Annotated in this window: 13 protein-coding genes; 6 read left to right on the top strand and 7 right to left on the bottom strand. The window is 60.5% G+C overall.

Annotated elements, in window-relative coordinates; translation table 11 throughout:
- Positions 1–37: 37 nt before the first annotated feature.
- Positions 38–853, bottom strand: a complete 816-nt coding sequence (locus tag FHT82_RS00380) for an oxidoreductase (protein ID WP_183725237.1) — start codon at positions 851–853, stop codon at positions 38–40.
- An 85-nt stretch (positions 854–938) separates the two neighbouring features.
- Here FHT82_RS00380 and FHT82_RS00385 point away from each other — a divergent pair, with 85 nt between their 5' ends.
- On the top strand, positions 939–1,400 hold the full coding sequence (locus FHT82_RS00385) for a helix-turn-helix domain-containing protein (protein WP_183725239.1): 462 nt from the start codon (positions 939–941) through the stop codon (positions 1,398–1,400).
- 122 nt (positions 1,401–1,522) lie between these two features.
- Here the strand turns inward: FHT82_RS00385 and FHT82_RS00390 are convergent, their stop codons facing one another.
- From FHT82_RS00390 to FHT82_RS00400, 3 genes are all read right to left on the bottom strand, one after another.
- Positions 1,523–3,544 (bottom strand): beta-N-acetylhexosaminidase, encoded by a 2,022-nt coding sequence (locus tag FHT82_RS00390; RefSeq protein ID WP_183725241.1) that lies wholly within the window; start codon positions 3,542–3,544, stop codon positions 1,523–1,525.
- A 30-nt stretch (positions 3,545–3,574) separates the two neighbouring features.
- Positions 3,575–4,045: a GNAT family N-acetyltransferase gene (locus FHT82_RS00395; protein ID WP_183725243.1), complete on the bottom strand. Its 471-nt coding sequence runs from the start codon at positions 4,043–4,045 to the stop codon at positions 3,575–3,577.
- 437 nt (positions 4,046–4,482) lie between these two features.
- Positions 4,483–4,950, bottom strand: a complete 468-nt coding sequence (locus tag FHT82_RS00400; RefSeq protein WP_183725245.1) for an Lrp/AsnC family transcriptional regulator — start codon at positions 4,948–4,950, stop codon at positions 4,483–4,485.
- A 132-nt stretch (positions 4,951–5,082) separates the two neighbouring features.
- Here FHT82_RS00400 and FHT82_RS00405 point away from each other — a divergent pair, with 132 nt between their 5' ends.
- Complete coding sequence (locus FHT82_RS00405) at positions 5,083–5,499, top strand: DUF2000 domain-containing protein (protein WP_183725246.1); 417 nt, start codon at positions 5,083–5,085, stop codon at positions 5,497–5,499.
- A 500-nt stretch (positions 5,500–5,999) separates the two neighbouring features.
- Here the strand turns inward: FHT82_RS00405 and FHT82_RS00410 are convergent, their stop codons facing one another.
- Complete coding sequence (locus FHT82_RS00410) at positions 6,000–6,188, bottom strand: hypothetical protein (RefSeq protein WP_183727339.1); 189 nt, start codon at positions 6,186–6,188, stop codon at positions 6,000–6,002.
- 297 nt (positions 6,189–6,485) lie between these two features.
- Here FHT82_RS00410 and FHT82_RS00415 point away from each other — a divergent pair, with 297 nt between their 5' ends.
- The 4 genes from FHT82_RS00415 to FHT82_RS00430 all read left to right on the top strand — a co-directional run bounded on the left by FHT82_RS00415 (position 6,486) and on the right by FHT82_RS00430 (position 9,162).
- A complete protein-coding gene (locus FHT82_RS00415) occupies positions 6,486–6,980 on the top strand; it encodes a GXWXG domain-containing protein (RefSeq protein ID WP_246698016.1) in 495 nt (164 codons plus the stop codon).
- A 4-nt stretch (positions 6,981–6,984) separates the two neighbouring features.
- Complete coding sequence (locus tag FHT82_RS00420) at positions 6,985–7,353, top strand: cytochrome c family protein (protein WP_183725248.1); 369 nt, start codon at positions 6,985–6,987, stop codon at positions 7,351–7,353.
- A gap of 189 nt (positions 7,354–7,542) precedes the next feature.
- Positions 7,543–7,989 carry an SRPBCC family protein gene (locus FHT82_RS00425; protein WP_183725250.1) on the top strand — a complete coding sequence of 149 codons (447 nt, stop codon included), beginning with the start codon at positions 7,543–7,545 and terminating at the stop codon, positions 7,987–7,989.
- 114 nt (positions 7,990–8,103) lie between these two features.
- Positions 8,104–9,162, top strand: coding sequence for an adenylate/guanylate cyclase domain-containing protein (locus FHT82_RS00430; RefSeq protein ID WP_183725252.1), 1,059 nt, complete (start codon positions 8,104–8,106; stop codon positions 9,160–9,162).
- A gap of 64 nt (positions 9,163–9,226) precedes the next feature.
- Here FHT82_RS00430 and FHT82_RS00435 read toward each other — a convergent pair whose 3' ends face one another.
- Both FHT82_RS00435 and FHT82_RS00440 read right to left on the bottom strand, forming a co-directional pair.
- Complete coding sequence (locus FHT82_RS00435; protein WP_183725254.1) at positions 9,227–17,722, bottom strand: glucoamylase family protein; 8,496 nt, start codon at positions 17,720–17,722, stop codon at positions 9,227–9,229.
- 666 nt (positions 17,723–18,388) lie between these two features.
- Entirely contained in the window at positions 18,389–19,408 is a 1,020-nt protein-coding gene (locus tag FHT82_RS00440; RefSeq protein WP_183725256.1) for a LacI family DNA-binding transcriptional regulator, read from the bottom strand.
- Positions 19,409–19,429: the final 21 nt, after the last annotated feature.

Below are 19,429 nucleotides of genomic sequence, written 5' to 3' on the forward strand. Positions count from 1 at the left end.
TCGTTTTAGTCCTGCGCCGGGAATACGATAGGCAAGCTCAACCGGGAAGCTTGTTGAATTTCCGCAGGCTTTTGTCGACTAAGGACTCGGGCAGAAAGCGGCGGATAAAGCGCACCTGTCCTGCGGCTTTTCCAGCCGTGTAGCGTCTCTTTGGCGACGGCGCATTGGCGGCCCGGACGACGGTTGCGGCCACCACTTCGGGTGCATCGCCGTTGGAGACGATTTCGCGCATCAGCTTTTCGGCGTCAGCGCGTACCGCATCATAGATAGCGAGCGGCCGGTCCGGCCGCGTAATGTTCTCCTCGAAGGAGGTGCGGGTGACACCAGGTTCGACGAGCACGACGCGGATGCCTTGCGTGCGCACTTCGTGGTCGAGGGATTCCGAGTAGCCTTCGATCGCGTGCTTGGTCGCTGCGTAGAGCGCATTGAAGGGCGCCGGGATCAGCCCGAGGATCGAGCTCAGGTTGACGATCCGTCCACCGCGTTGCCGCCGCATCACCGGCAGCACCGCATTCGTCATCCTGATGGTGCCGAAAACGTTGACGTCGAATACGGCTTTCGCCTGCGCCGTCGTCGATTCCTCGGCGCCGCCAAGCAGGCCGATCCCCGCATTATTGACGAGAAGATCGATCCGTCCTGCGCGGCTCAGAACCTCGTCAATAACGCCGTGGACGGATTGATCGTCGATGACATCGCAGATCAGCATCGTGACCCCGTCGGCGGTATCGGGCATCGACTTTCGGCTGGTGCCGAACACACGGTAACCGTCGCGCCGCAGTGCCTTCGCCGTCACCAGCCCGATGCCGGAGGAAGCTCCGGTGACCAGGGCAATACCGCGTTCTTTCTTGCTCATCTCTGCCTTCGTTTTATCGTGGAACATCTATGCGCATTCTGTTACTATTAATTTGATAGTCAGTCACTACTAAAACGATATCGACATGAAGAATCTTTCGGATCAGCCCTGCCTTATCGCCCGCAGCCTGGCGCTCGTGGGCGATGCGTGGAGCATGCTGATCATGCGCGACGCCCATGCCGGGCTGACCCGATTCGATGATTTTCGAAAAAGCCTCGGCATTGCTCCGACGATGCTGACGGGACGGCTGTCATCACTGACCGAGGAAGGATTGCTGGAAAAACGTCGCTATTCCGAGCGCCCGCCGCGCGACGAATATCTGCTGACAGAGGCTGGCCGCGACTTTTTGCCAGTTCTGTTTGCGATCGGCGCCTGGGGCCGCAAACACCGCGGCGGCGGCGAAGTCACCCGTTTCTTCGACGCCGAAACCGGAACCGAAATCGATCCCGTCACCATCGATCGCACGACCGGCGCTCCTGTTGGAACCCGTCCCATTCGCATCGCCAAACCTGGATGCGCCGCTCCGCCGCCGGATCAGCAGGACTGACTGCCAGCGCAGCGCACTTCGGTGTGTCTGCAACGCTCGAGCTCGCCGCTTGAGAGCGATGTCAGTATTTTGCCATCACCATCTCCGGTGATGGGCAAATGATCCTTGATCCTAATCCGAGCTTACGACTGCTGCAGCCCGTAGAGCAGCGGCATCAGCCCGGCGAGCGCCTTGAAGCGTTCCCAGGATTTTGACGATGGCTTCGTCCAGCCCGTTTCGGCAAGTGCTGACAGGCGTGGAAAGACGAGACGGTCGAAGACGGCGCGATCGGTCATCGGTTCGGACCAGATGCAGGCCTGGATGCCGCGAAGCTTCTGTTTCTGCGTTTCGGTCCATCCACCGACCGGATCGAACGCATAGAGTTTCTCCGCGTCCGACGTGCCGGCCCAGCTCGCACCCGGCTCATCCCAGTCCGGCCGTAGCGCCATATCAAGATAATAGACCTGCCCCGGGCAGACGACGATCTCATAGCCGCGGTCGGCAAGCTCGGCGGAGACTTCGACATTGCGCCACGAGCAGAGGTAGCTTTTCGCCTTGTCGATAACGTCGCCATGCGCCGCCTCCTCCCAGCCGCCCGTAATGCAGCCCTTGGAAGCCAGGAAGCTCTGGATGCGCTTCAGGAATTCCGCCTGCAGGATCGCCGTGCCCGAACCATGGATGTCGTCAGCGCCATGCGTATTGGTAATGACATTCAAGCGCTCGGCATGCGCATCGGCGATATCGTCGCCGGCGACCGCACGCAGCCGCGCGAGTGCTTCCGGCGAGCCGGACCATGCGCCGAGCGGCACTTCGTCGGCGCCGATATGGATGGTCTTGAAGGGGAAAAGCTCGATGAGTTCCGAGAAGATGGTCTCGATGACCTGATAGGTCTTTTCGCGTGCCGGATTGATGCAATTATCCGGGAAACCCTGAACCGAGTAGTAGCTGCCTGCTTCTTCCGGATCGCGCAGATCCGGTATTGCCTGCAGCATGGCGTAGCAGTGGCCGGGTATATCAATCTCCGGCACGATCTCGATGCCAAGCTCCTTGGCATAAGCGACGATCTCGCGGATAACGGGTTTGGTGTAGTAACCGCCGGTGCGCGCCGGACTGGAGCCGAGCAGCGGCGGCACGGCAAGGCCGTGGCCCCGCCACGCGCCGATTTCGGTCAATGCCGGATAGGCATCGATCTCGACGCGCCAGGCCTCGTCGTCGGAGAGATGCCAATGGAACCGATTGAGCTTGTTCCAGGCGAGCACCGCCATCAGCTTCCTGATTTCCGCCTCGCCATAGAACTGGCGAGCGACATCGAGATGCAGACCGCGCCAGCCCATCGACGGCTCATCGACGATCTCGCCGGAGGCCGGGAACTGGAAGGTTCGCGGATGCAGGCGCGCGCCGCGCCAGATCTGGCCGAGTGTGATCAGGCCATAGAGGAAGCCGGTACGGCTGCTCGCCTCAACAGTGATCGCCTCCCCTTTAAAGCTCAATCGATAGGCCTCGGAGCCGAAACCAACGGCCTTCTTGAGCGTTACGGCCGCGGCACCCTCAGCGGCCGAGCGGATGATGCCTTCGACAGCGAAAAGATGATCGACCAGCGCTTTGAAGCTATCAGCAGCGGCTTTTGCATCCGGATTCTCAGCCTGGAGCGTGAAGCCTGCCGGCAAGGGCTGCTTTGAGGCGACTGCCACATGGTTCGGCCAGGGGATGATCGACACCTGCACCGGCACGCTGGCCGGCACGGGAAAGATCTCGGCGCCGCGCTTCAATGGCGCATTGCTGGCGGCCGAGCGTGCGGGTTCGAGCGCCAGCGAAACGGTGCTGCCATCCGCAAAGGCGAGATAGGCGTTCGTGGCGCCATCCGTCCAATGGCGGAACTGCCAGCTCAGCGCGTGGACCGAAATCGTCCAGGTTTCGCCTGTGCCGAGAACGAAGCCCTCCGGCGGCTGGAATTCGGTGAAGTTCGACAGTCTCCTGGAAACCGTAGCCCCTTCGACGCGTCCGGCAGGATCGACCCGCCCCGGCCCGCTGATACAGAGCGAGAAGCCGGAAAGCGGCTCGGCGGCCAGGTTCTTGAGGTTCAGGACATAGGAAAAATCCTTGCCATCGGCCGGTGGATTCCAAAGGGTTTCGAGCCGCAGAGCCTGATGTCGCGGTGTGGACATGGTCGTTTCTTTCTGTTCGAAGTGTGGAAATCAAGTCTTGAGCATGCCGGCATAGATGCCGGGAGCGGAATCGGGGATGGGAATGGCACCAACGGCTTTTTCGTAGAAGGCGGATGGGCCGACATCGCCGATGATCGCATAGCCGTAGCCCATGGCCTTCAGGTCATTGAGGCTGGCAAAGAGCAGCGCCCGGCCGATACCAAGCCCGCGAAGGCTCTCGTCCACGCCGGTCGGCCCGAAGAAGTCGGGCGCGGTCGCCTCGTGGCAGGAAAAGCCGACGAGCTTGCCTTCGCGTGTGGCGATGAAGCAGGTCGGCGGCCGGTGCGTTATCGCAACCGTCGCCTCACTTGCCCAGGCTTCGCCGAAATGCTCGTCGATCCAGCGGACAATCAGCTTGAGTTCAGGCGGCAGTGCACGGCGGATGGTGACGCCTGCCTTCGCCATAGCATCAGGTGATTTTGTGTCCTGCGGAAGGGTCGACAAGTTGACGAGATAATCCATTGAAAATGTCCTGTTAGGTCTGCGAGCCGAGCGCACGCATCAGATGATTTGGAGTGATCTGCTAGATGACGGTGGACTCTGGACGACGAACGAACGTTAAGAGTCAATCAAATTGATTTAATTAAGCTAACGCAGGATTTCCGATCCGGTCAATCGTGTGGAAACCAAAAATTTCGGCTTCCAACATCTGAACCTGATTGCTTCGGCACACGCATTGGCGGCCAACTGAAGGATGCCTGGAGAAAATAAATTGTCATATTTATTGTGCGCTGCGAAAAGTTTGGCGCAAGCGCGGCCAGTCAGACTGAGTTCGTTGAAATGTAGTTATTTTGATCCAGCCTATATTGAAGCCATGACGGCTTGTTTTTCAGCACGATCGGCCGTCCAGCATCTGCTGGACGGCTATTCCAACGACGGTCGGGGTTCAGATCAACCTCTTAAAGACCTAGAGGAAAACCTTCGAACGGCTTGATTTCTTTAAGAACGAAGGTGGTCTGCATTTCCTTGATGCGCGGCAGGCGGCGCAGGACAGACATGGCGAAATCGGCATAGGAATCGAGATCGGGCGAGACGACCTGCAATAGAAAATCCGAGTCTCCCGCAATGCTGTAACAGGCAACGACCTCTTGCAGCCGCGCAACTTCGGCGGCAAAGGCATCCGCTTCTGCCTCGTTGTGACCGTCAATCTTCACCCGGATGAAAGTGAGGACTCCGAGCCCGAGTTTGCGTCGGTTGAGATCGGCCCTGTAGCCTTGAATCACACCTGTATCTTCGAGTTGCCGGACCTTTCGCCAGCAAGGAGACGTCGACATGCCGATGCGCTCGGATAGTTCCTGGTTTGTCAGCCGTCCCTCAGCCTGCAGGCTGGAGAGGATCTTCAGTTCAACCGGCTCAAATGTCGTCATTGGTAATATCTAACCGAAAATTGCGTTAAGTGGGTGGAGTCTACCAAATATCATCGCCGGACGGCAATATGAGGTAAGATTCTTCTGTGGGGATCACTTAGGCTGTGCGCATCGCAATCTCAGGTCCTTCCCATGCTCTCCGATATTCGTATCGCCATAGTCGTCGATCCCAAACTCCCACCTGCCCTCATCGCAAATACCGTCAGCGCCATTGGCATAGGCATGGGCGCCAAGATGCCGCTCCTCGGCGCCGAGAGGCTCAGCGACCGCGCCGGCAGGGCCACCGATATCATTTCCAACCGCCCCGTGCCGATTCTGCAGGCCGACGGGCAGACGATCCGCCAGATCATGCTGAAGGCGCTGAGCCAGCAGGAGGAACACGCCATCGTGCCGTTTCCCGGTTTTGCGCGTTCGCTACACGACTATGCCGACTATCAGCGCGGTTTCCCGGACCGGGATCTCAGCGAAGAAGGGATCGATGGACTGGGTCTTGCAGGACCGGCAAAATGGGTGAGGTCACTGACGGGCTCCCTGAAATTGCTCCGTTAGCTTGTCGAGCGAGCGCAGGACGGTCCGGCGCTGATCATCGAAAGTGGCGAGGACATCTTATGGGAATCCAAATTGCAGATACGTTCCTCTACTGCTGTTTGGGTTCAGGTACTTGTTGAGGGGTGTCGCCCGGTCGGATGACCGGCATGTTGCCGGTGGATGGGGCCGGTTTAACCAACCCGCGATCGCCGGTCGGTGGAGGCGTCAGTACGCCTTTGCACCGAGATATGTCGCTTTCCGACCTCCCATTCTCCGCCCGCCGATCTTTGTCGGCTGACGACTGGCTATCCGCCTGACACTCCGGTTGCCGCTCCTTGCTGTCGGCCTGGCTCATGGCAGCCTGCGATCCGGCAACGAGCAACCCGAAGACAAGTCCAAACAAGAGAGACTTACCGGAAAGGCGATGCATCGAAAGTCTGGTCAGGGATATTGGCCGCAAAGTCCACATTGGTGTCACTCCCCGTTCCCGAGAGGCCAAACTGCTGCGCGCTACACGGAGGTCATCGCTTCGCCTCACGAACGCGAATGCCTGGCTTGCCAATCGGCATCAGCCGGGGATCATTGATGCCTGGCCTTATGGCGTCCTGCTCGCTCGACTCCTTGACAGGCGGCCCGCGCCCAACCTTGTTTTCCGGAGCATCGGGAGGTGTCTGCAAATGTTCGCGATGTTGCTTGTCGAGTTTGCTCATAAGCGGCCTCCTTGCATCGGATCAATCGCGTGTCGGGCCGGGTATCCCGCGACGGCTTTTCGGACATGAACGCCGGTTGTTATCGCCGCGCCAGGGCGAGAAAGCGACAATGAACGCCATTATGCCGGACACCGTCTTGCGATTGGTGTGCCTCATATTAGGTCCAACCAGCACGGACCTCGAATGTTCCGGATAGAAACGGAGAATTGCCCTCGGAATCTCCGCAGCCAAGCGCTATGTCGTTCCTGCGTGATCATGAGAAAAGGTGAACTCGTGCAGACGGACCTCCAGAAAGACATGGCGGCTTGGTTCCAGTCGCTCGAACCTGTCGATCCCATAGAGATGATCGGACTTTGGAGAGGTGCCGGCATTCCGTCAGGACATCCACTGGACGGCGTTCTCGAGAATTTGCAATGGTTCGGCAAGCGCTTCCATCCTGACCGGCGGGCAGATCCCCTGCTCTTTCAGTGGCTTCCGGGGCGGCTCGTGGCCATCGATCCGCGCTTCGCCCCTATCGGGTTGGCGATCAGGCTCGCGCCGTTGGGACGGACATCCCTTGCCCGGAACCTGTTTTCACATCTTCACAAGGCGTTCCGCGCAAAGGGCACGACAGCCGCCCTGGAGGTTCGGACATCCGGGCAGATCGCAAGCGCTGCAATGATCTACGACGCACAGCCGATCGTCGACCACTTCAGACGAGTAGCCGATGACACGTTGGCTGGCATGATGTGCGTGCGCGACGACGAAAGACGGTTTTTCTTCACACTCACGAAGATCGACGCCCAGACCTAGAACGATGTTGAGAACAATAGTATGGGCGATCACGGCAGCAGTAGCGGGCAGCAGTTTTGCGGCCGACGTAGATCGTGGTGCGAGAATTTTCCGGGCCTGTTCTTCGTGTCACATTGTCGATGACACCAGAACTACGTTCGGCCCCTCTCTGAAAGGTGTCGTGGGACGGCGGGCAGCGATCATGGACGACTACGTCTACTCTCCCGCCTTGAAGAAAGCCGGCGAAGACGGGCTTGTATGGAACGAGCATGAGCTTGCGGAGTTTCTGGCAAGCCCGAGCAGAAAAATCCCGGGCACAAAGATGCGCTTCTGGGGACTCTGGAGCTTCGAAATCGACGACCTTATCGCCTTCCTGAAGGCAAATCCGTTGTAGCGCAGCGGCGGACTGCGGCAGGCATATATGAGGTCGGCCGCCTTCTCCACGTGAATCCTCAGGATGGGCGCCTCCACAATTCAAGCTCTGGCAACGCATGACACCCTTGCTGCGAACGATCCTCCCCCTAAAATAATCTGGGATACCGCGTCGTACCTCGGCCGGTGCAGACCAAACTGGGAGAAAGCGATGCAAGACGCCCTCGTCGTTCGCCGCGAAACGCATCTTTCCGCGCCGCCTGCTGCCGTATTCGCCCTGCTGACGGATCCGGAAAAGATCCTGCGCTGGATGGGAACAGAAGCAGAGATCGAGCCGCAGCCGGGAGGACTCTATCTCGTCAACGTGACCGGTGCACGTTTCGCTCGCGGTTCTTTTCGTGAAGTGGTGCCGGTCCATCGCCTGGCCTATAGCTTCGGCTGGGATGGCAGCGAGGTGGTGCCGCCGGGGTCGAGCCTAGTCGAGATCGATCTGATCGAACAGCCGGACGGAACGCTCTTGCGTTTGACGCACACCGGCTTGCCCAACGCCGAGCAATGCGCGGGCCATGCCGAGGGCTGGGCTCACTACCTTGGCCGGTTGAGCACGGTTGCGGCCGGACGCGACCCGGGACCCGATTCCTTTTATGGCAGGAAATGACCAGGCTTCTCATTTGAAGAGAGCCGAATTCATGAGGGAGGCGACGTCTGGCTGTGGCCGCCGTCCGGCTGACGTCCGGCTGACATAAGGCGAGCGCTGTGGCATGATCGAGGCATGGATTTGCCCGCCCATCTCGCCTGGCTGATCGATGAGGCCAGCGCTTCGTCCAGCCCCGAACACTTTATAGCCGAGCTTGGCCGGCAGTTGCTTGCCGATGGTCTGCCGCTTGCGGGCGGAGCCCTCACTCTTGCCGTTCCGCATCCGATCATTGCGCGCCGTACTTGGTTGTGGCGGGCGGAGACTGGTGCAGTCATCGAAGCGCTCGACTTTGCCAGCAGCTCGCTCAATAAGGCTGCGGGCGACTGGCTTGCCGGGCTTGGGCCTACACACGAAGGAAAGATCGACCGCGGTTCCGACAGTCCGATGTTGGGCTGGGCCGGAACCCGACCGTTCGGTCCGGCCGAGGCGGATCGTCTGCACCAGACCGCGCGTTTTGCGGCCGCACCCCTGGCAGCTCTGACCGCGCGAACGGCGCTGACAACGCTGCTGGAGGCCTATCTCGGCCGGCGCAGTGCCGCGCAGGTGCAGGCCGGAATGCTCGGCCGCAGCAGCAGCGAAACCATCCGTGCCGCTTTGCTTTGCGCCGATCTGCGCGATTTCACGGCCCTCTCCGAAGCGACGGAGCCCTCCCTTATGATCGCCACTCTCGATGCGTGGTTCGATCGTATTGCCGGAGCGGTCCACGCTTTCGGCGGCGAGGTACTGAAGTTCATTGGTGACGGTGTTCTGGCGATCTTTCCCGTTACCGGCACGCCTAGCGAGGCCTGCGAGGCCTCGCTGCGTGCCGTCACGGCCGCCCGTGCCGGCATGGCCCATCTCGATGCCGCGCGGCAAGCACAAGGCCAGCCGCCGCTGCCGTTCGGCGTGGCACTGCATTTCGGCGAGATGCTTTGGGGCAATGTCGGTGCGGCCGACCGGCTGGACTTCACCGCAATCGGCCCCGCAGTCAATCTGGTCAGCCGGCTGGAAGGGCTCTGCAAGTCCCTTGGCCACCGTGTGCTGATATCAGGCGCACTCGCCGCGCAGACTACGACGCAACTGGTCCCCCTGGGTGAACACCGGTTGCGCGGCATCGCCGATCCCTGCGCTGTCTTCACTTTGCCAAGGGATTGAACGACGCAGGTCGCGGCAATCGCCGGGGCAGTGACATCAGTCAATCTGCCCCGGCAGTAAGTTCTCATTTGGCCGCTATCAAATAGCCCTCGTTCAGATCATCGAGCGCAATACCGTTGATGGTCACAGAGCAGCGACCCGCGTCCACCTTCGAAACGGAAACCTGGTATTTACCGCTCGGCAGTTCAAGCTCCGCCGAGAAGCCGTCCCATCCGGCCGGTAGAACCGGATTGACGTACAGGCGGCCGTTCTCCGAGCGGATGCCGAGGATGCCCTCAATTGCCACGCGGTAGAACCAGCCGGCCGAGCCGGTGTACCAGCTCCAGCCGCCGCGGCCCTTGAGGCCGCCTTCGCCATAGACGTCGCCGGCAATCACATAGGGCTCGATGCGATAGACATCCGCGGAGGATTTATCGAGCGAGTGATTGATCGGGTTCAGCATTTCGAAGGCGCGCCAAGCGTCTTCACCGCGGCCCATTCGGGCGAGAGCAAGGACAGTCCAGGTGGCGGCATGGGTATATTGGCCGCCGTTTTCACGGACACCCGGCGGATAGGCCTTGATGACACCGGGATCGTTGACCGGTTTGACGAAAGGCGGCGTCAGCAGGCGGATGAATTTGCCCTCTTCATCGACGAGCTTGTCGAGGACGGCCTTCATCGCCATGTCGCTGCGTTCCGGGTTACCCTCGCCCGACAGCACACTCCAGGATTGGGCAATCGAGTCGATCTTGTCCTCTTCCGACTGGCTGGAGCCAAGCGGCGCGCCGTTGTCGTAATAGCCACGGCGATAATATTCGCCATCCCAACCGGCCGTCTCGATCGCGGTCTTGAGCTTTTCCAGATGCGCCGTCCAATGGCTGACACGCTGGGTGTCACCACGGGTTTGTGCATAGGCGATGAAGCGGCGCAAGGCGCCGGCCAGGAACCAGCCCAGCCATACGCTCTCGCCGCGGCCGGCCATGCCGACGCGGTCCATCTTATCACACCAGTCGCCGCTCATCATCAGCGGCAAGCCGTTGACGCCAGTCCGCTTGATCGCGAGATCGAGGCCGAGAGCGGCATGCTCGTAGAGCGATGCGGTCTCGTCGGAAACGCGCGGCTGCAGGAAAGCATCATATTGGCCGGGGCTGAGCTGCGCGCCTTCGACGAAGGGCAGCATCTCGTCCATGATCGCGGCATCGCCGGTCGCCGTGCAATATTGATCGACCGCATAGGCAAGCCAGACCGGGTCGTCGGAGATGTTCGTGCGCACGCCAGCGCCGCTGTCTGCCAGCCACCAGTGCTGGAAGTCGCCTTCCGGGAACTGGCGCCGACCGGTGTTGAGGATCTGCTTGCGGGCAATCTCCGGCGAGTGCAGGAGGAAGGCCAGCGAATCCTGCAGCTGGTCGCGCAGGTTCCAGGCGCCGCTCGACTGGTAGAAGGCGGTGCGGGCCATGATGCGGCAGCCATAGGTCTGATAGGGCAGCCAGTTGTTGACCATGAAGTCGAGCCGCTGGTCCGGCGTCGAAACGCGCGTTCGGCCGGTGAAGCTCTTCCAGAAATCGCGGGTCTGGCCGAGAACGTCCTCGAAGCTGACAGAGCGGATCTCGGCAATGAGAGCCGACGCTTCCTCCTGCGAGGCCCCATCGCCCATATAGAAGTAGATATCGCGCACTTCGCCGGGCTCGATCGTCAGATCGAAGGCCATGGCGGCTGCCGGATCGCCGTCGAGATCCATGGCATTGGAGAGGCGCGAGCCCGCCGAGACGGTCCGTGGCTGCTGGATCGTTCCGTGGCGGCCGATGAATTCGCGGCGGCTGGTGGAAACGCTCGACGGCGTTTCGCTTGCCGCAAAGGCCGCGACACGCGTTCCGAAATTCACGCTGAACGGATTGCTCGCGAAGATCGCTCCTCTATCGCGATCGAAGCTGGAGATAATGAAGGGTTTGCTCTTCGTCGGGTTGTTGCCGAGGATCCATTCGGCATAACCGTAGAGACGAAGCTTGCGTGCCTCGCCCGCATCATTGCGGATGCGCAGCTGCGTCAGTTTCACCGATTTTTCCATATGGAGGGTCTGCGTGACCTCCAGGGCGATTTCATCCTGAACTGTTGAGAAGACCGAGTAGCCGAGGCCATGCCGCGCTTCAAAGCGCGTGTCGGAGCGCTGCGCCAGAGACGCATATGGCACGATGACGGAGCCGCGGTCGAGATCCCTCAGATAGAAGGCCTCGCCCGGTCGGTTGGCAACCATGTCATTGGTCCAGGGCGTCAGCTGGTGGTCGCGGGAGTTCTGGCTCCAGGTGAAAGCCGCGCCTTCAGCCGAGACATGGAAGCCAAAGCTCTCATTGGCGATGATATTGACCCACGGATGTGGCGTCTGTTCACCGCCCGACAGGCGCATGACATATTCGCTGCCTTCGGCTGCAAAGCCGCCATAACCGTTCCAGAAGGCGAGATCGCCGCCTTCGGCCGGCGCCGGGGCGCCGGTGCTGCGATCCATTCTCGGTACGAGGGTGGAATCGCCCCACTGGCCGAGCAGCGCCGGCGAGCCGGAAACGGAACGCGCCTTCTGCAGCTGGTCGATGAGGCTGCCGTCGCGGCCGCGCAGCACGACGCGCGAAGCGGCAATGATGGCGTCGTAGGCTTCCGGTGTCGTCAGATCCTTGCGCAGAACATAGATGTTGCGCTGGATGCCCGCCACTTCACTGGCGTGGCGCGCCGCGTCGCAGAGCTGGTCGATGGTGCGCTGCATCTCGGCCGCAGCCTCGCCGGCGCGCTCGTTGAAGATCACGAGATCGACCTCGACGCCGCGCGATTGCAGCAGGCCCTGGGCGCGCAGCAACTCCTTGACGAGATCCGTGCCAAGCTCGTCGGTGATGCGCAGCGTCATCAGCGGCGCATCGCCTGACAGCGTCGCGCCCCAAAGGACGGACTGGGACTTGAGGCCTTCGCGCACCGCCTTGCTGTCGGCACGCAGCGCCATGTCGGGATAGATGATATAGCGCGCAAAGCGCTGGTAGGCGGCTGCCTCCTTCGAGTTGACACCGATCTGGCGCAACTGGCTCTGCGTTCTCGTCCAGGCCTGAACGAGGCCCTGGGCGAAGCTTTCCGGCTGGCGATAGTGCTCCAGCGCAGCCTCGAGTTCGGCGCGATCCGCACCTGCAATCGTCCAGAAGGTCACGCTGACCTTCTCGCCGGCCGGCACACGAAGCGTCCGGCGCAGCGACACGCAGGTGTCCATGGTGAAACCGTCGGTGCCCGAGAGCTCCGCACCGGCATCGAAGGCTGCTGCTTCGGTCAGTGTCCGTCCACGGCCGAGGAAGCGCATACGATCGGTTTCATACTGCGTCGGGCCATCTTCGCCGGATGTGTCGACGATGAGCTGGGCAATGGCGACATCGGGATCAGTCAGGCCGCGCTTCTGGCGCTCGACGAAGATCGCATCGCCGCGGTTGGCGATCTCGGTCTTCAGGAACATGCGTGCAAAGACCGGATGGCCCGTGTCGACGATATCGAGCGTTGCGACAGGCTCCATATACGAGGTCACTTCGATGACACGGTCTTCGGTACCGGTGTTGGTGATCGTCAGGCGGCGGCCTTCCGCATCATAGTTGCTCGCGACGAAGACTTCCATTTCGCTCGTCAGCTCGCCGACGGTCTTGATGAATTCCGCCTTGTCGTCGCTGAAGCTGACGCGGACATGCTCGTTGGCGATCGAGCGCGGCTCTGCGGTCGCAGACCACCACTCGTTCGATGCGGTGTCCCGCAGGAAGACGAAGGAACCCCAGCGATCCTCGGTCGGATCGGCCCGCCACCGGTTGATGGAGAGGTTTTTCCAGCGGCTGTAGCCGGAGCCCGTCGCCGTCAGCATGGTCGAATAGCGACCGTTGGACAGCAGCAGCAATTCGCGTTCGCGCGATGCCGGATCTTCCAGTCGGCGTACTTCCGGACGCATCAGGTCACCCTGAATGGTCGCCGGCGCATCGGTCTCGTGCTTTGAGGCCATCACCGGAATGTCGCGCGGCGCCTTTTCCTGCAGCAGCAATTCAGCAGACTCGATGACGGGATCGGCATGGAAAAGCTCGCGCAGCATGCCATCGAAGGCGACATTGGCAACGGCTGCAATCGACATGCCGTGATGGTGCGCATAATAGTTGTAGACGACAGCGCACTGCTTGCCCTCGGGCACGCGGCTTGCCGTGAAGTCGACAGCATCGTGGAAACCATACATGCCGAGTGCGCCGACCGCCCTCAGCCTGTTGAGGTTTTCAAGCGCCGCAACAGGGTGATACTGGCTCGCCAGAAGCGACGCATAGGGTGCGATAACGGCGTTCTGGCCGAGACCGCGCTTCAGGCCGAGCGTCGGCACACCGAAATTGCTGTACTGGTAGTTCATCTGGTGATCGCGAGCGTTGAAGGCTGCTTCCGAGATGCCCCACGGCGTACCGAGCTTGCGGGCATAATTCATCTGTTCGAGAACGATCAGATTGTTGGTCTGATTAAGAATGCCTCCGCTGCGCTCCTGCATGACGAGCGGCGGCATCAGATATTCGAACATCGAGCCAGACCAGGAGACCAGCGCGCCGCGCGATCCAACCGGAACGACATGACGGCCGAGCTTATACCAATGCTCCGTCGGCAGATCACCCTTGGCGACGGAGAAGAGGCTCGTCAGACGGGCCTCCGAGGCAAGCAGGTCGTAGCAGGCCGCATCAACTTCCTCCGTCTCGACCCGGAAGCCGATCGACAGCAGCCGGCGCTCGGGACGGTAAAGGAAGCTGAAATCCATATCGAAAGCAATTTCGCGGGCGCGATTGCCGACACGGCTCAGTCTTTCGCTGATGGCATCCACCTGCGAATGATCGAAGGCCTTGTCGGCCTGATGAAGTTCGCAGGTTTCCACGAGCTTTTCGGCCCAATGGACAACCTCGTCGCTTTGCGCCGTCTTCACCTCTCGGTCGAGGCTGCCGGCAAGTTCACGGATTTCCCGCGCCTGCCCGGCAAATCGCTCGATCAACCCCGAAGAGAATTCTTTCTCGCGCTTGCCGGTGGCGACTGCCGCTTCGAGGTCGGCAATTCGGCCATCGAGCCGGTCGTGCAGAGGGCGGGCCGACTTGTTGTCTTGCCCAAGCTCCGCAAGCACCTCGCGAAGAATGGCCGCGACATCGCCAATACCATCGAGGTCGGTGTGAATGTGGGAAAGAGGAGATTTGGCCCAGAGGCGGCAAGCCGATGATACGGCAATCAAGTGACCGGCAAAATTGCCGCTGTCGACCGATGACACATATCTGCGGCCAAGCGGCTTCAGCGTATCCGTATGATACCAGTTGAAGAGATGACCCCGATATTTCTCGAGCCTATCAACCGTCTCGATCGTCTGTTCGATGCGCGTGACTGCATCTTCGAACGAAATCCAGCCGAAACGACGCGCCGAAATGACCGACAGCAGATAGACGCCGATATTGGTCGGCGAAGTACGCATGGCGACGACGGCGTGCGGCGTCTGCTGGACATTGTCCGGCGGAAGGTAGTGCTGGCCGGGAACCACGAAGTGGTCGAAGTAGCGCCATGTGCGCCTTGCGATCTTGCGCAGCTCGTTGCGGACATTGTCCGGCACATCGAGCCGATCTTCGGTTTCCGCCGTCTGGCTGACCGTCCAGGCGATAGCCGGCGAGAGCACCCAGAGAATGACGAAGGGAAGGCCGACCATCCAGGCGCTGTCGCCGGAGGAGACCGTAAAGATCAGCGCCAGAATGGCCAGAACCGGAGCCCGCCACATGACCTTGTAATGGCCGAGGATCGTCGTCTGCGCCATGGCCTGGGCACTGGCAGCGGTGCGCCATTGCAGCATCAGCTTGCGGCTGACGAAGAGGCGGTAAAGCGAGCGAATGATGGCGTCAGCCATGACGCAGGCAATATCGGCGATGAAGACGATGCGCATCGCCACCTGGGCGTTGGCATTCTCGATGTCTTTCCAGACAGTGTGCAGATGCGCCTGCAGGATGATGTCGCTGGTGCGCGGAATGATGCCGTTGATCAGCGACAGGGTCGGTGCGACGAACAGACTGAAGATCAGCAGGATCTGCCAGATGAGCGCGCCGAGCGGGTCCATCCAGTACCAGCCGAGCACGGATGCCAGGAACCAGGCGATCGGCGTCAGCGAGCGGCGCAGGTTGTCGAACATCTTCCAGCAGCCGAGCGCAGTGACGCCGCGACGGTCATCGAAAATGTAGGGGAGAAGCTGCCAGTCACCGCGCGCCCAGCGATGCTGACGCGAGACTTCGACTTCGTAGCGGATCGGGAAATCCTCGACCAGCTCGCAATCCGTGACCAGCGCGCAGCGCGCCATCGAGCCTTCGAGCAGGTCGTGGCTCAGAACCGAATTTTCCTTGATCCGGCCCTTCAGCGAAGCTTCGAAGGCATCGACATGGTAGAGGCCCTTGCCGGTGAACGTGCCTTCGCCGGTAATGTCCTGATAGACATCGGAGACGGCGAAGACGTAAGGGTCTAGACCGCGGTTGACCGAGAAGACGCGCTGGAAGGTCGATGCGTCCTTACCTGTCGTCAGCGACGGCGTCACACGGGGCTGAAGTACGCCGTAGCCATCGACGACGCGCTGTTTCTGGGCATCGAAGACCGGGCGGTTGATCGGATGATGCAGCTTGCCGACGAGCTTGGTCACGGTGTCGCGGACGACGCGCGTGTCGCTGTCCAGCGTCATGACATATTTGACGTCCTGCGGCACTACGTTGGCGCCGGGCAGGAAGCTCGTGTTGGACTCGCCGCGCAGCAGCATGTTGAGTTCGTGCAGCTTGCCGCGCTTGCGCTCCCAGCCCATCCAGGCGCCTTCGGCCGGGTTGTATTGCCGGCGGCGATGCAGGAGATAGAAGCGCTGCTTGCCATCCTCGGCATAGCGTGCCTCCAGATCGGCGACCTGGCTCAGCGCATAATCGAGGACTTCAAGATCGCGGGCGTTTTGCTCCTCCTGGGCATCCGGCCAGTCGCTCAAAAGCGCGTAATAGATTTCGCCGCGCGCATTGGCGAGGTAGTGGACTTCGAGGTTGCGGACGAGCTCATCGACATGTTCGCGCTTGCCGATCAGGCAGGGAATGGTGACGAGCGTACGGGCTTCCGCCGGCAGACCCTTCTTGAATTCGTAGCCGACCAGCCGGTCGGGCGTGATGAAGAAGGTGGCAAAGAAATTGAAAAGACCGGTCGCACCTTCGGAGGCCGGAAGCGCGAACATCAGCAACAGCACGATCGTCGCAAAAAGCGGCATGCCGGCATCGACGAAAACCCAGTCGACCACGATCAGCGCCAGCAACGTCAGAAGCAGCACTGGTATGGCGATCGCCAGCCAGTTCAGCTTGCGGATCGCGCGCATGAACCGCAGACCGAGCGTCGGCCGGAAGCCGATTTCCGTTTCGAGCGCCGGGCGACCATTGCCGACGAAGTAATAGCCGACATTGCCGGCTGACGCGGCGAGATCCTGGCTGCCTGCCTTTGCGCGGTCGGCCAGACGGACGGCCGCCTCGGCGATATCCATCTCCGTCTTGTCGGAGCGCTTGGCAAGCTTTTCGATCTGGCGGCGATAGCTGTTGCGGGAGCCGGAATCGAGCTCTGCATAATCCGTCTGCTGCCAGAGCAGCTTGTCGATCGTGCTGACCTCTTCGACCCATTCCGACCAGTCGGTATCGTTGATCTCGCGCAGGCTCTTGATGATGCTCCCCATCAGCGCATTGGCCGCGCCGAGACGGATCTGCTCTGCCGACATCACCGCTTCCGCATCGGTCCCCCTTGCGGAAAGCTTGCTTTCGAGCCAGTTCAGTGCGGCTTCGGTCGGCTCCAGGGCATTGCGAAGGCGATAATGCAACTGAGTGACGAATGTCGTGTCATCGAGATTGGCAGTCAGCGTCTCCAGGAATCCGGCGGATTCGGCATCGCCGAGCGTAATCGCCTGAGTGGCTGCCGCATTGGCGCTTGTCCGCATCTCGCGGCTCTTGTCGATCTGCGACGCCACTCGGCGAAGATTGTCAATCAGCACGTAGCGGACAAGCGAAGGCAGCGCCCAGAGTTCGCCGATGCGCAGCGTCTCCTTGTCCTGGAAACCTTCCGTGACAGCCGCCATGCCGGCATTGCTGATATTGCTGTGTGCATGCGCCATGTAGAGCCAGGCGAGCGCCAGCGTGCGCGGCACCTCCGTCCCGTCAAGTTTGATCTTGCGCAGCTCGCGATAGAATTTTTTCGGAAAGTCGCGACGGACTTCCTGGATCGCTTCCTCGACAATATAATGGTTGTCGAGCAGCCATTCGGTGGCCGGCGTGATGCTCTCGCCGGCATCGACATCTGCAGCGGCGGCGCGATAGACCCTCAGGATCTCGGCCTCGTTCTCCCGGTGCCGCTGGAAGAAATCGAAGTTCGTGAAGCTTGTAACATCAAGCGTACGGCTCTCCGCAAACTGCGCGGCCCGCACCCTCAGCTGGTCGTTCGACAGCAGGGGCGCGCGGATGCCGAAATCGGGATCCGCGGACGATGCTTGAACATGCGCGCTCGAAGCACCCACAATATTTTGAGAGGTCATAGTGTTTTCTCTTCTACTGGGTTCGTGTCCAACGAATGCATTCTTGCGGAACTGGATGCGAGCAGGAGCACGAGCGTTTCGAATTAGGCATCTTCATCGCTTTTGAAAGGGAGTTTACATTCAAACTGGGATTGTTCGAAATGGCGGATAGTGGTCAATAGCGACCACAAAATGAACGGGCGATTAATCGGGTTCCCCATCGCCGAAAATGACCCCACCGGGGAGCAGCAACCGACCGCGAAGACGGATTCCTCGCCCAATAAGTGGCGGCCCCTCCATCCAATTTATCGTGTCAAGACGATCTTTATAACGAGATCGACCAGGCGAAGCCGTAAGCCGGCTTCGCCTGGTCGCGAATCTGAAGATGTGTGGAATTTAACTGGCTGAGCAGACAGCTTTAGGCGGCCAGCGCCTCATCGGTTGGTCCGAAGAATTCGTAATGGATGCGATCGCGGGAAACGCCAAGGCTTAGTAGATCACCAACGATTGCCCGCACGAATGGCTTCGAACCGCAGATATAGAAATCTGCCGTCTCAAGAGGCGACAGCCGCTTTTGTCGGCGTTTTCGACCAGTATAGCGTTGCCGATATGATAGAATGGAAAGATGTATTCAGGGCATTCTTTGCCGCCGCATGATCTGCGGATTTTCAGAAGGCCACATGCCCTTCAGGTGCTTCCGCGCAATTCGACATGCGGCTCGATCAGCAAATGCCGCGCTTCCTCACGGCCATCAATCCTGCCGAGCAGTATTTCGGCTGCGGTTCTGCCCAACTCCGCAGCGTTCTGGTCCACGCTAGTCAGGCCAACGAGCGGCATGGCGGCCATCGGCGAATTGTCGTAACCGATAATCGCAAGATCTTCCGGAACCCTTATGCCGCTCATGCGCGCGGCATTGATCAGCGGCACGGCATCAAGATCGGACCAGACGAAAACTGCACGGGGACGATCTCGCAAGGACAGGAAGTCATCGATCGCGGCGCGACGATCAGTCCCTACCAAAGGCAACCGGATAATGCGCCCCTCAAGACCCGCCGCCTTCATGCCGTCAAGATAGCCCCACTCGCGCTGGAGGGTGACAATGGTCGGCGGTGAATCGGCAAGCTCATAACCAAGCATCGCGATGTCAGTGTAGCCGCATCGCAATGCGGCTTCCACTGCCAGAGTGGCGCCCTGACGATCATCAGAATTGACGGTGTCGTAGGTCTGGGCATGCGGCTCATGATGGGCGATCACTACGATCGGGATTTGACGCGCATAACGCTCCAGCACCCTGCCCGATATCCTCGGAGCAATGATCAGCACACCATCCATCCGGTTGTCGATCATCGATTCGATCATCGATGCTTCGATCGGGCTCGTGGAGCGGCCGATCCCGATCAGCGCCTTGAAGCCATTCTCCGCCAACGTTGCGTTGGCCTCCTCGATGACACCCGCCAGGAATGGGTTCGACAATTCGACCACCAGCACGCCCACCGTCCGCGTGCGGCCGCGCATGGCGCGCGCTGCGACAGAAGGCCGATAATTCAGCTTTTCGATCGAGGTCTCGACCTTCGTTCTCAAGACTTCGCTGACGCCGTAAGCGTTGCGCAAAACTTTCGACACCGCGGCGACGGAGACGCCGGCATCCCGCGCCACATCACGGATCGTGACCCTATCCCTCATCGCGTTAACGGTCTGATTTTTCATTCCAAATTGCCTCACTTTCAG

This window comes from Rhizobium sp. BK275 (assembly GCF_014193555.1).
GTDB lineage: Bacteria > Pseudomonadota > Alphaproteobacteria > Rhizobiales > Rhizobiaceae > Rhizobium.